A 13,665-nucleotide genomic window follows, 5' to 3' on the forward strand; every position below is an offset into this window, starting at 1 on the left:
AATCGCGTATTACATTATCTTTCATTACATTCCAATGTACGGGGTGCAGATCGCATTCAAGGACTTCATTGCATCCAAAGGCATTACCGACAGTCCTTGGGCCGGACTCAAACATTTCGAACGCTTTTTTAACAGCTATTATTTTGAACGACTTATTATGAATACTCTCGAAATTGGCCTGTACGAACTTCTCGTCGGATTTCCCGTACCCATTATCCTAGCTTTACTTATTAATGAAGTCAGAAGCAAGCTTTTCCGCAAAACGGTTCAAACCATCACATACGCTCCCCACTTTCTATCTACCGTTGTGCTTGTTGGTATGCTATTCATATTTCTCGATCCCAATTCCGGATTTATTAACATGCTCATCCGTTTATTTGGAGGGGACCCAGTATCCTTTATGACCGAACCGGGGTGGTTCAAGACGATTTATGTATTCTCCGGCATATGGCAGCAGATGGGCTGGAGCTCCATTATCTACCTTGCAGCCTTAACAGGTATCGATCCACAACAGCATGAAGCAGCCAAAGTCGACGGCGCATCCAGACTCAAACGAATACGGCATATCAATCTCCCGGGCATTATGCCGACCATCATTATTTTGCTCATTATGAATGTAGGTTCTGTTATGGCTGTAGGCTTCGAAAAAGTATTCTTGATGCAAAATGACCTGAACCGGGAAAGCTCAGATGTCATTGCCACCTACGTATATCGCAGCGGTATCATCAGCGCCCAATATAGCTTCTCTGCAGCAGTCGGATTGTTCAACTCCATTATTAACTTCATTCTACTCCTTAGCGTTAACTTCATCTCCAGAAAGGTGGGACAGAACAGCCTATGGTAAAACAATCCAGGGGTGACCGAATATTTGATATCATCAATCTTCTGCTGCTCGGGTCTGTCCTAATAATCGTTCTGTATCCACTTGTCTTCGTAGCCGTCGCATCCATTAGCGATCCTGCAGCTGTTGTTAATGGAGAGGTATGGTTGATCCCTAAAGACATTACTTTTGCCGGATACGAAAAAGTATTCTCTAATAAAGAAATCCTGAGAGGATATATGAACACGATCATTTATACGGTGGTCGGTACCATCGTAAACATTATCATGACGATATTGGCTGCTTATCCGCTCTCTCGAAAAGATTTACGCGGGCGCAATCTCATTACAGCTATGTTTGTCTTTACGATGTTCTTCAGCGGGGGCCTCATTCCGACCTATCTGATCGTTAAGCAGCTTGGCATGGTGAACACCATGTGGGCCTTGATCATTCCTAATGCGGTTGCGATCTGGAATATTATCATCATGCGTACGTTTTTCCAGCAGAGCATACCTATTGAAGTTCAGGAATCTGCACAGATCGATGGCTGCAGCAATATTAAGATCCTATTTAAGATTGTGCTTCCGCTCTCCCTGCCGGTTCTTGCAGTCATGACGCTTTTTTACAGTGTCACGCATTGGAACTCATTTTTCAATGCACTCATTTATCTTACTGAACGTGAAAAATATCCGCTGCAGCTCATTTTGCGTGAAATCCTAATCCAGAGCAATATGCAGGATATGATTCAAACGAGTGAAGAGTCGCTTGCCAAGAGTGTTATGGAGGCGGAATCCATTAAATATGCCGTTGTTATTATCGCCAACTTACCTGTTCTTATGTTATATCCATTTTTGCAGCGTTATTTCGTTAAAGGCATGGTTATTGGAGCTATTAAAGGCTGATAACCCAATAACAATACATAGGGGGTATTTCTTTGAAGAAATTGAAGGCAATCTTTCACATGTCCATCACGGCTCTATTGGCTCTCTCCCTGCTCGCCGGTTGCTCCGGCAGCGGCTCTTCTCAATCACCAGGGGATACAGAACCGTCCAGCAACTTCAACCCAACAGGCTTGCCCATCGTAAAAGAACCAATTACACTAAAAATGATCGCCGGTAAAGCGCCAACAACAGCGCCAGACTGGAATCAGACGATGCTGTGGCAAGAATACGAAAAGATGACAAACATCAAAATCGAGTGGGAAATGGTACCGACCGACACCATGGCGGAGAAACGTAACATTCTGCTCGCAGGTAATGACTACCCGCATGCCTTCTTCACTGCAGGGATACCACCTGCTGATCTACAGAAGTACGGCCAGCAAGGTGTGTTTATTGAACTCAATGACCTGATCGATAAGCATGCGCCGAACTTGAAGGCCATTATGGATCAATACCCGGATGTTAAGAAAGGGCTAACGATGCCTGACGGGAACATTTACTCCTTTCCAACGATCTACGATCCGGAATTCACGTCGGTACTGTCTTCATCCAAGATGTGGATCAAGAAGGACTGGCTGGACGCCCTCAACCTTAAAGAGCCTGAGACAACGGATGATTTCTATAATATGCTGAAGGCATTTAAAGAACAGGATCCGAACAAGAACGGGCAAAAGGATGAGATCCCTTTCCAGGCCGTAGGCATCGATGCGCTCCACAATTATTTGAAAGGAGCTTGGGGACTAAGCAACCGTGGTGTCCGGAATGCCAATGTCGACGTTGATCCGGGTACCGGAGAACTCCGGTTTATCCCGACTCACCAGAACTATAAGGAAATGCTTCAATATATGAACAAGTTATATAAAGAAGGATTGCTCAGCCAAGACATTTTCACAATAAAGGCTAATCAATATTACGCCACTGGTTCAAAGGGAGTGTTCGGGTCCACCATAACAACAAGCCCATACACATTGATGGGCCAGCCGGATTATATCGGTGCCAACGCATTGAAAGGCCCTCACGGAGACCAAATCTGGTCAGCTACGGGTTCCCCCCTTGCTATACCGGGCGCATTCGTCATTACGGACCGCAATCCGAATCCGGTTGAAACGGTTCGCTGGATCGATCATCTATACAGCGAAGAAGGTAGCAAGATGTTCTTTATGGGTTTTGAAGGAAAATCATATAACGTGAACTCGAAGGGTGAGTATGAATATACCGATGAGATCAATAAGAACCCGAGTGGCCTGACGTTCGAGCAAGCGTTGGTTAAGTATGTGGTATGGCCGGGTGGTGGCTATCCGAATATTGTACAGCAGAAATATTTCAAGGGGGCTGAGAGCCGGCCGGAAGCTGTAGAAACAGCAACTCGATTCTCAGCGCACCTGCCAGAAGAAATCTGGCCAACCTTCACATTTACATCAGAGGAGAATGAAGATATGTCTACGATCGGTTCAGATATCGATAGCTATGTAACCGAGATGCGGGCCAAATTCGTCTCCGGTAACGCCTCATTCGATGAGTGGGATCCGTATGTGAAGACTTTGGAGCAGATGGGCGTTGAAAGGTATATGGAAATATATAAAAACGCTTTTGACCGTTATAAGCAAGGATAACGGCAGATTAGAGGCGGTCGAGGATTATCTTATATTCCTCGACCGCTCATGTATTTTCTATAAGATTATGAATAGGGGTGATCCATACACGGATGATCAAGAGTCAGCGATTCTACCGCTATTTGCTTTCTTATATCTTACTGACCGTCATTTCTCTGTTGATCATGAGCGGCGTCGTCTATAAGCAGTTTTTGAGCACTTTACGTTCAGAGGTCGAGCATTCGACCATCAATTCCCTTGATCAGTTCCGTCTGGCGATCGACCAACGCATACTGGAGATGGATCGGATGGCGATGCAAATATCGAGCAATGCCCAGCTGAAGCCATTCAAAGCAACCTCCCACGGATACGGTCCGTATGAAGCTATCGAAGAATTGAAGCAATATCTATCGACCAACATGTTCATTAGTGACATTATCATTCGTTATAATGGCCGCAATCCTGAGCAATTGTATGCAGCGAGCGGCACCTATGATGTCGACCTGTTCTTTGAAGACATTTTTCAGTTTAAGAACTGGGACCAATATGAATTTGTAAAAATGAGTAATACACTCAATGCACCTCTCATGCGGCCGATGGATACCGTGCAGTATAATCACATCGTCAATGAACGGTACGCGACCTATTCGGTACCTCTCATAGCAAGCTCTGACACCCCATATGGTGTCGTTATGTTTTTAATTAACGAAAGCGCTTTCCAAAAACTTGCGACAAACGTGCTTGGAGAATATAACGGGACACTGTATGTCCTTGATCATCAAGGCACTGTCTTGTATGAGTACACGAAAGGTAATCATGTCAGTGGGCTCTTAAACGCTACACTGGATACGATTCGAAGTCATAATGGGGCTTGGAATATTACCAGCCTCGAGCATAACAAAGATCATTACACGACGGTCAAGCATGATTCCGATCGACGCGGCTACAGTTATGTAGCTGTTATGCCTTCAGACCAGATTATGCACAAAGTTAATCAGGCGCGATTACTGTTTAATTTGACTGCGGCTGTCATTTTCCTAGTCGGCGTTATTTTGGCAATCGCTTTATCCGTCCATAATTATAAGCCTCTTCAGAAGCTGATCGGAGTAATCTCCAATCAGAACCAAGCTGTCCAGCGATCATCGGGTACATCAAGGGCAAAAGATGAGCTCGACTTTATCTCCAACGCGGTTGTGCAGATGGCAAAGGAAAATGAAGGCTTAATTCACCAGCTTCATAGACAGGCGATTGTCCTGCGAGACCAAGTGCTGCTCTCACTTATTACAGGCAAGTTCAAGTCGCGTGAGGAATGGGAAGATAATCTCCAATTCTCCAGTCTCCGTATGGATGGTCCACATTTTGCTGTACTGCTGTTTCTCATTGATAACTATCAGACGTTTCGTAGGGACAATTCAGATTCGATGCAGGATCATCTAAAAAGAAGCCTTATCAAGATTCTTGAGGAACTGTCTGAGGAAGGCGGACGTGGCTTCGGTGTGGAATTGATTGATGGGCGCAGCATTGTATTCTTGTTTAACTTGTATGAAGGCTATGACAAGGATGAAGTGTTGCATGATTTTGCAATGAAGACGAAACAAATTCTTCAGCAGTATTTCCGCTTTACAGTGACGACTGGCATTGGCAGTATCGGCAATGATATTACGTCTATCTCCCAATCATTCATTGAGGCAAGCCATGCCGCTCGCTACCGGCTCATCAAAGGAGAAGATCAAGTTATCTTCTATTGCGATATTGAGCAGGATAGCGCCCGAGAACGCTGGTATCCGGTCGAGACCGTGGAACAGCTTATCCGTGCGATCCGGCAAGGAGATAGTAAAGCTGTGGTAGAGGCTGTACATAAAGCATTCGGACAGATAACAGAGAAAAAAATGCCTATTGATGCGGCTGAGTTCATCTGCTTTGATATCGTCAACAACAGCGCGAAGACCCTTATCGAGCTTGATATCGATCTCGATGAAGTAACCAACGAGGCACTGGAGCGGCTATTCGTACCGCATCTCGAAACGATCGAAGAGCTCGAACGCCTTGTTACCGACATTTGCTGCAATGTGTGCCGCTTTGTTGCAAGCAAGAAGGAAAGCAAGAATGTGGTGTTATTACACCAGCTGAAAGACTACATTCATGACCAATACACGAACCAATCTATCTCCCTGGAATCCATTGCGAAGCATTTCGGAATATCTCCTTCGTATGCAACCCGTTTCTTCAAAGACCATACTGGTGATTCCCTTATGCGATATATCGATGGAATGCGAATGGATCAAGCCAAGCAGTTGTTAACGACAACGGATCTGAAGCTTAAAGATATTCTAGATGAAGTGGGGTATGTAGACTCAACTAACTTTATTCGAAAATTCAAGAAGAATGAGGGTGTAACGCCGATTCAGTACCGTAATATTATGAATTCAGATATTTAATAAATGGAAGTATCGACCCACCAAATTACGAAAAGCAGGCCTCACAAGAGTGAATTTCTCAGGTGGCCTGCTAGTAATCTATTTGATCGGAATAATAAGACGTATGGCGGTACCTTCTCCCGGTGCTGTTTCGATGTGGAACTTGGCGCCGATTCCCCGTGCACGTTCCTCCATGCTGAAAAGCCCTACTCCTTTTTTTCCACCATCCCGAATAATTCCTTTGCCTTTATCAATAATGCCAACCTCTATGTGTGTCTCATCCTGCTTAATCACGACTTTAACCTGATCCACATCAGCATATTTACCAACATTCAATAAGGCTTCCTGGATGATCCGGTATATGACCGTTTCCTGTTGGTAATTTAATCGTTTGGTCAAGCTGGACTGAAAATCCACCCTTATGCCGTAATGCTCCGTAAAATTTTCGATATAGGTTCGGATAGCAGGCACAACACCAAGATCATCCAGAATGGATGGCCGAAGCTCCCATGCAAGTCCGCGAACATCTTCAATAATATGAGAAACTTGTTGGCGGATAATCGATAGTTCCTCTACAGCTGAAGCGTTCTTCGCAACATCTGTCTCTAAAGAAACCTCTGAATGCTCCTGCTCGGCAATAAGGAGACGGTCCATACTTATTAGAAGTGAAAACAAGCTCTGGCCTATACCGTCATGTAATTCACGGGAAAATCGTTTGCGTTCTTCCTCCTGAATTTCCATAACCTTAGCCATCATATGCTTCAGCTCTTCTTCGACCTCTTTCAGTCGAGTAACTTCATGCCGGATCGCCAAATACTGTACGGGCTGGCCCGCTTCGTCAAGTAAAGGTACAATCGTTGTATCAACCCAGTAATATATTCCGTCTTTCGCTTTATTTTTAATTTCCCCGTGCCATACGAAGCCTGATTTAATCGTTTCCCACAGATTTTGCATAAAGGATTTGTCGTGGTGCCCTGAATTAATGATCCGATGATCCTGTCCCAGTAATTCTTCGCGTGAATATTTAGATATCTGGCAAAATTTATCGTTAACAAAAAGAATACGGCCTGTATGATCTGTAACAGCAACAATCGATGACTCATCCAAGGCGATTTTCAAATCGTTTAACTGCCGTAGCGAATTTTTCACATTTTCCAAAAGATGCTGATCAGCATGAATTTCATCCAACTGGTTCAAAAGCTCCATCACATGCTGACCAATCACCTCGGGATAATGAGCACCTTTATTTTTATTCAAAAGTAAGCAGCCCCTTTTTCATAGCATATTTAATTAAATCGGGACGCGTTTTGAGCCCTAATTTCTCCATCAGATTGCTTTTATGACTTTCAACCGTTTTGACGCTGATGATCAGATTTTCGGCGATTTCCTTGTTAGAATATCCTTTGGCAGTCCAGGACAGCACTTCCTTTTCACGCTCCGACAGAGATTCGAATTCATCCGCTCCCTCCCCGTTCTTCACCTTTTCAATATACTGACCCATTAATCGCTTCGTAGCTAATGGCGTCAAATAAGCGCTACCTGCAGCCACGTAACGGATTGCTGTTAGCAGCTCTTCATGAGGAGCGTTCTTCAAAATATACCCGGAAGCGCCTGCTTGAATCGCACGGAATAAATATTGCTCATCGTCATGCATTGTTAAGATTAATATGTATATATCCGGCAGCAGCTTTTTTAGCTCCTCCGTAGCTGTCATTCCGTCTTTACCATGCGGCATGCTAAGATCCATCAAAATAACGTCCGGCAGCAGAACTTTCGCCAAACGAATTGCTTCATCCCCATCCGCCGCTTCACCAACCACATCAATATTTTGTTTTTCCCCAAGAAGCAGCTTGAGTCCGGATCGAACAACTGCATGGTCGTCCACGATTAACAGACGTATCATAGTTCTCCCTCCTATATCCGTTCCAGCAAGTGTGACATATATCATGATATAAGAAAAAAACAATCCCGGCAATCGAGGATTGTTTGTCTGATTATATAAATAGGGTTTTCCTTTGTTAATTAACGTTGATCTACAACTGCTGCCTCTTGGTCTCTTCCCAAAAATGCTCGGCTGCAGATTCCAGCTGTGTCAGTTCAGACACCCCGTAAATCTCGCCCTTCCTTCTGCCCATCAGCAGTATTCCTGCGGTTTCGTTATGCTCTCGCTGTATAGGTGTCGCCGCTGATACGATAAGATGTTCAGCAAGCATCATATAATCACTATCTCGCCTCTGTTCATCCGATAAGCAGGTTTTCTGGACCGTCCGGCCGATTCGGATCACATCACCGGCTATACCTTGACCTGGACGATTCACCATATAACGAAATTTTTCATTGGTGTAACCGGAAGCTGCAACCCATCGAATCTGCCTCTCGGAAGCAGCATATATCGCAACTGCGCAAAAATCACTATCCGTCAGCTTGCGCAATTCCGATAAACGTTCTTCCCAATCCATTACTCCGGCCATCATAACGGGTCCCTCCATGCTTACATTGTACTTACATCATTTATTGTAGCCCTAACCGTCAGGATTGTACCTCAGGGTATTCCCTGAAAATAATCTAAGGGTGTAAGTATGAATGCGTGCTAGGATACCCGATAGCTTACGGGATTTCCCCGCTATCTTCTGTGATGAATCTCACAAAAAACAGGGAATGCCCCCATTAATAATTCAGAGCCTTCCCCGATGTTCCAAAAATGCCCCTTACGCTATGATAAATGTAACAAGACGACACGGGGGGCAACTTTCAATGGCTATGACAATTGAGCACCAACAAACTTTTAAAACATGCGGAAAACGTAAGGAAACAAAAATTGGATCATCGAATCAATATGGTATCGCACAATATTTGTCAGAGGAACAATTTCAATATTTGCAAGACATCATGCAGACGAGAAAAATAACAAAAGGCTCTTATTTGTTCTGGGAAGGCGATAAAGCCGATAAACTGTACTTCATCATTTCAGGTCAGGTGAAACTTCTAAAATCGACCGAGGAAGGTAAAGATCTGATCATTTCGATATTGCAAAACGGGGATTTCATCGCACAGTTCAACGGTTTGCAGAACGCCCAATACAGCTTTAGCGCCGAAACCATGAGCAATGTACAAGTAGGAGTGATTTTGCGTAAAGACCTCGATGAGCTATTGAATCTACACGGAGATATCGCTATACAATTTATGTATTGGCTCGGAATGAACAATCAGATTATCGAGACCAAACTGCGGGATCTGCTTTTATTTGGGAAAGCAGGCGCGCTTGCCTCGACATTAATCCGCATGAGCAACACATATGGGATTCCAGCAGTTGATGGATCTATCCATATTCAGCTTAAACTGACCAATACAGAACTAGGCGAAATGATCGGGTGTACCCGAGAAAGCGTTAATCGTATGCTTGGGGATTGGAAAAACGATGGGACGATTGAGTTTGAAGAAGGTAAGATGATCATCCGCCAGATTGCAAATTTGCGCGAAATTTGCAGATGTCCTGATTCTCCGAGATGCCCGGTTGCAGTTTGCCGGCTTTAAGCTGAACTTCATGCGCTAAAAGAAGGGGTGTTCCAAAGGTCCATTGACCTGGAACGCCCCTTTGTCTGTTGTAAGATGCTACGTGTACGAATCGCTTCAATCTGGATGAATACTTACTTTTGCATCAATCGCCCAACAATGACGTGAGCCGTCTTCTCACCATTAGCGATACAATCTGGAATTCCCACACCGTAATAGGAACAACCAGCCAGCAAAACATTCGGATAGCTTTGTTCCAGCTTCAGCTCCAGAGAATTCACAATTTCACGATGTTTCAGATGGTAGTTAGGCATATTTTCATGCCACTTCGTCACTTCTGCCGTAACTGGCTCTGCGGTCAGTCCCAAACTTTTCGTAATGTCCTGAAGTGCTACCGACTTTAGTTCTTCCTCCGACAGACGGATTAATCTTGCGTATTCCGGATTGGAGCTTTTATAAAAAAGTCTAAGCAGAAGCCGTCGTCCCTTGGACGTATGCTCCCATTTACGGCTAGTCCAAGTACAGGCGTCGCACAGCACATCACTTTCTTTTACGGAAATGAACCCGGTCCCATCACTCGGCAGCTCGCTGTCCGGTACATCAAATCCAAGGTAGATGCTAATCATCGATTTCGTATGAAGCTGTGAAAAATCCTCAGCAAGCTGGTTATCCTGAAGCAGCTCCTGAGCCTGCCGGCTGTTGTTGCTGAGCACAACATAGTCCGCTTCGATCTTCCGACCATCCTCCATGGTGATGATATAACGTTTATCCATTTTCTCAACAGACTCCGCTTTTATCCCTTTGTAAATTTGAGCATCCGCCAGCAACTCCTCCATCCGGTCGATCAGGACCGACATCCCATTTTTGAATGAGATAAACTTTTTGTTTGCTGCACCTAAATAGATGTGTTTGTTTTCGGATAAGCCCTTTATAATGCTGCCATATTTGTTTTTATATTCGAGCAAAAAAGGAAATGTGGATGCAATCGTTAAATCATTCAGCTCTCCGGAATATACACCCGAAACGACCGGTGCAATTTGCTTCTGAACCAGTTCCGTTCCGAGAAAAGTTTCCAGAAACAATCCAAGCGAATCATTAATCGTGAACGTTTCGTTTGTTGTATAAAAGTCTTTAAGCGCTTCCACTTTGCCCTCAGCAGAAATCAACTCACTCTGGACCAAAGATTCTAATCCGGTGGGAATGCCAAAAACGGCATCCGCGGGAATCTTTTTCAAGCCGTCTTCTGTGTAAATATAGGAGATTCCGGTCGCGTTATACACAACCTGATCGCTTAACCCCAGCTCTTCTAGAAAAGGGGAAACGTTCGACTTGCGGGCAACGATGGAATCAGCTCCGGTCTCCATGGTAAACTCCCCGTCTGAGAACGTGCGGATTTTCCCACCGAGCGTATCATCACCTTCCACCAGCACCAACTGCATGTCCAAATTGTTCGCATTCATCTCTTTCTGAAGATAATTTAATGTAGACAGACCGGTAATTCCTCCACCAATGACTACGGTTGTTGTCATTATGAATACACCTCGTATATATAAGTTAGGATCATGCATAATACCCCTGATAAACATTCTATCCAAATCAGAAGTATACCATAAGGGTAAGCGTCCCGTTCAGCACTTTCCCTTCAATTATGTGAACATGAGGGTGAAATATGTCCAATCGTTAGGCAGTATTTCACTTGATAATAGAAGGCCAAAAAAACTCTGCGAATGCTTAGCAGAGTTTTTTATCAGAGATGAAACACCAAATTCACATAAATTCGGCTAGCTCTAACTTGGCTTTAAGGCAGCCTTATTATTGTTAAATAGCTCCTCAATTCGGTTGCAGGTGTCTGTCGGGTTTTCCATACCAGCCCAAAGTAAATTCAGTTCATCAAACAGCATTAAAATTTCGGACTGACTCAAATTTAGTGAATGCAGAGGATGTGCATGTGGCAGAACATCCAAATACCGGTTATAATGCTTCGGGTGAATATCAGGAGTCAACAGTGAATCATCTTCTGCCACGGAACGAAGAACGGGAATCGTACATCCATATTGCTTAATCAGTTTCTGCGCTTCTTCCCCAGTCATAAAATCAACCAACCGCTCCGCAACACTTCGATGGCTGCTACTCGCACTGATGGAAAGGCCGCCACCGAGAAGAAGTGTTGCGGGTTTCCGCCCTTTCGGAAGCTGCATGACATCCCATTCGATGGAATGATCCCGGAATTCGTTCATGAAATAATACGTCGACATGATCATAGCCACTCTTTCTTTCATGAACAGCCTTTCCGCAAGATGACTGCTGCCGTGCGAATAAATCGGAGACACATGCTCTTTGTACATGAGTGACAGGCAGAATTCCAATGACTCAATATTTCTCTCATTCGCCATCGTACTGCGGCTTCGGTCTTCTGTCATCATCTTACCGTCATTCTGCATAAGGAACACGGGCCAACGGTTAGGCGAGGAAGAGAAACCGAAACCAAACTGCTCAATCATACCATCTTCATTAGGCTTGACTGTACATGTCTTGGCTGTATGCAGTAGGTCTGACCAGTTCTCAAGCAATGTCTCGTCCGACAGACCATACTGACGGAAGATCGATCGGTTAAAACAGATTACGACAGGCGAGAAAATAAACGGTGCTGCCAAGATGCGGTTATCATGTTGAAACAATCTGAATACCTCCGGGTAGGATACTCCCTCCTTTAATAAATGAGGGGGCACATAACCCGTGACCATATCCGTGCGTTTGCTTTCCACCCAGTGGCGGTAATGTGAATCAGACATCATAAACACGTCAGGCCCCTGCTGATCCTCTAGTAGAGCAATGATCGTGTCCGTGTAGTTGTCTTCCGAGTATAGGACAATCTCAACTTTTACAAACGGATGTTTCCGCTCAAAAGCTTCAATGATTTTTTGAACAATATGAATCTCATAAGAACTGGAGAACCAAGCCAATTTCAAGACGACAGGTGAAAGATCCTCACCCGGCAGCTTAACTCGGTTTCCTTTACCTGCAATTTTCTCAATTAATCCTTCATTAACCAGCTCTTCAAGTGCCTTACGTATAGAAACACGGCTCATTTCATACTTCTGGCTTAGCGTATTTTCCGGCAATATAAATTCACCAGGCAGCAGTGTGCCGCTGACAATTTCATTTCTAAGTTCCTGAAGAAAGCGTTCATAACGCTCGTTAAATTCATTTCTTCTACGCAACAATATATACCGCTCCTATACATGTCTATAAGTACCAGTATACCATGTGTGGCATGCCGTTTCCATAGTCTGTCATTTCTAATTCTCTGCTGTTATCGTCCGAGGTGTTGATCCAGAAAACGGTATGCTCTGTCGCGTATATCAAGCGGAAAATCATGCCCTTCCGCACCGAACCAGCATTCGAAAACCTGTTCCTTGTTCAAAAAACGGTAAAGACTTTCAATGTCGGCCAATCCTGCTGCATTCTCACGCCAGTTCGGAAAAATGTTGTCTCTCGTTCCGCACCACATGAACATTGGCGTAGGAACTGCTAGTGCAGCAATTTCATGCCATTCAAATGAGTAATGGTTTCGGTTGATCTCTTCGGTCAGCGATGGGATGTGGGAGAACCATTCCCGCTTTCCCCATCGATTCGGCTCCGGGTCCCCAGTAAACATGGAAAAGCCGCAGCTGGACACCACAGCATGAATTCTGCGGTCTATTCCTGCCAAAAACCAACCGTTATATCCGCCGAGAGAATGACCAATAACTCCGATCCGGTTCGCCTTTACCTGAGGAAGCGAGACCAGTATATTAACGCCGCGGATATGATCAGCCAGCATTTTTCCGACCGCGGTCCATGCCGGATTACGGTTATAGAAAGGCGCTGTCTGAAAAGGGTTCTCCCCTTCGTACACCCGATCCCCGAAGGTAATCGAATCCGGAGCGAGAACGACATATCCTCTCTTCACGAGCTCCAGTCCATATCTGCGATTGTCCCGTCCTTCCTTGAGAGAGATATCTGCTTTCCCAATCTCTGTGGTTGGATGAAGCGCCAGAACGGCAGAAAGATTCTTATTAGCCTCACCTGACTGCCGAGGTAATAATAGATAGGCAAAAACCTTATCTCCATCTCTTGTCTCATACCGGATATATAAGCGACGATGATCCTCTTCTTCTGCTTCGGAGATGACTTCATAACTCCCATCACTCCAAGCTTCAAAATTCATCCCTTCTATAGGAGGTGTACCGAGCATCTTCAGCCAGTTCGAACGGATTTGAGCTTCTTTAACCTCCCAATCTTCTATTGAATTGATACCTTGAAGAAGTGGCCTCATGATGCTGTCTTGACTATTAATCTCGGTCTGAGCTGCTTTTTGTACATGATCCATACTTTTGATT

At 44.6% G+C, this 13,665-nt stretch carries 11 protein-coding genes (1 of these 11 only partly in view); 5 read left to right on the forward strand and 6 right to left on the reverse strand.

The window, feature by feature from the left end:
• From MNQ98_RS18185 to MNQ98_RS18200, 4 genes are all read left to right on the forward strand, one after another.
• Positions 1–844: the 3' portion of an ABC transporter permease gene (locus tag MNQ98_RS18185; protein WP_241929525.1), read on the forward strand. It extends 122 nt beyond the left edge of the window; 844 of the gene's 966 nt are visible here — the last part of the coding sequence; the start codon falls outside the window, past its left edge; its stop codon occupies positions 842–844.
• Positions 838–1,722 (forward strand): carbohydrate ABC transporter permease, encoded by an 885-nt coding sequence (locus MNQ98_RS18190; RefSeq protein WP_241929526.1) that lies wholly within the window; start codon positions 838–840, stop codon positions 1,720–1,722. The genes MNQ98_RS18185 and MNQ98_RS18190 overlap by 7 nt, the downstream gene beginning before the upstream one ends.
• Positions 1,723–1,754: 32 nt before the next feature.
• Positions 1,755–3,374: an extracellular solute-binding protein gene (locus MNQ98_RS18195; protein ID WP_347272219.1), complete on the forward strand. Its 1,620-nt coding sequence runs from the start codon at positions 1,755–1,757 to the stop codon at positions 3,372–3,374.
• Positions 3,375–3,466: 92 nt separating this feature from the next.
• Positions 3,467–5,791, forward strand: a complete 2,325-nt coding sequence (locus MNQ98_RS18200) for a helix-turn-helix domain-containing protein (protein ID WP_241929527.1) — start codon at positions 3,467–3,469, stop codon at positions 5,789–5,791.
• Positions 5,792–5,869: 78 nt separating this feature from the next.
• On the opposite strand, the gene MNQ98_RS18205 is transcribed toward MNQ98_RS18200, so the two are convergent.
• The 3 genes from MNQ98_RS18205 to MNQ98_RS18215 all read right to left on the reverse strand — a co-directional run bounded on the left by MNQ98_RS18205 (position 5,870) and on the right by MNQ98_RS18215 (position 8,244).
• Positions 5,870–7,027 (reverse strand): PAS domain-containing sensor histidine kinase, encoded by a 1,158-nt coding sequence (locus tag MNQ98_RS18205; RefSeq protein ID WP_481856651.1) that lies wholly within the window; start codon positions 7,025–7,027, stop codon positions 5,870–5,872.
• Entirely contained in the window at positions 7,020–7,673 is a 654-nt protein-coding gene (locus MNQ98_RS18210) for a response regulator transcription factor (RefSeq protein ID WP_241929528.1), read from the reverse strand. The genes MNQ98_RS18205 and MNQ98_RS18210 overlap by 8 nt, the downstream gene beginning before the upstream one ends.
• 130 nt (positions 7,674–7,803) lie before the next feature.
• Complete coding sequence (locus MNQ98_RS18215) at positions 7,804–8,244, reverse strand: GAF domain-containing protein (protein ID WP_241929529.1); 441 nt, start codon at positions 8,242–8,244, stop codon at positions 7,804–7,806.
• Positions 8,245–8,524: 280 nt separating this feature from the next.
• Between MNQ98_RS18215 and MNQ98_RS18220 the strand changes: the two genes are divergently transcribed.
• Positions 8,525–9,304, forward strand: coding sequence for a Crp/Fnr family transcriptional regulator (locus MNQ98_RS18220; RefSeq protein WP_241929530.1), 780 nt, complete (start codon positions 8,525–8,527; stop codon positions 9,302–9,304).
• A 113-nt stretch (positions 9,305–9,417) separates the two neighbouring features.
• Here the strand turns inward: MNQ98_RS18220 and MNQ98_RS18225 are convergent, their stop codons facing one another.
• The 3 genes from MNQ98_RS18225 to MNQ98_RS18235 all read right to left on the reverse strand — a co-directional run bounded on the left by MNQ98_RS18225 (position 9,418) and on the right by MNQ98_RS18235 (position 13,655).
• The gene (locus MNQ98_RS18225; protein WP_241929531.1) at positions 9,418–10,812 is read right to left on the reverse strand and encodes a protoporphyrinogen oxidase; all 1,395 of its coding nucleotides are present in this window, start codon (positions 10,810–10,812) and stop codon (positions 9,418–9,420) included.
• Between the two features lie 258 nt (positions 10,813–11,070).
• Positions 11,071–12,507: an extracellular solute-binding protein gene (locus tag MNQ98_RS18230; RefSeq protein ID WP_241929532.1), complete on the reverse strand. Its 1,437-nt coding sequence runs from the start codon at positions 12,505–12,507 to the stop codon at positions 11,071–11,073.
• 89 nt (positions 12,508–12,596) lie between these two features.
• Positions 12,597–13,655: an alpha/beta hydrolase family protein gene (locus MNQ98_RS18235; protein ID WP_241929533.1), complete on the reverse strand. Its 1,059-nt coding sequence runs from the start codon at positions 13,653–13,655 to the stop codon at positions 12,597–12,599.
• Positions 13,656–13,665: the final 10 nt, after the last annotated feature.

Origin of the sequence: Paenibacillus sp. N3/727 (assembly GCF_022637315.1) — a bacterium.
Classification (GTDB): domain Bacteria; phylum Bacillota; class Bacilli; order Paenibacillales; family Paenibacillaceae; genus Paenibacillus_AQ; species Paenibacillus_AQ uliginis.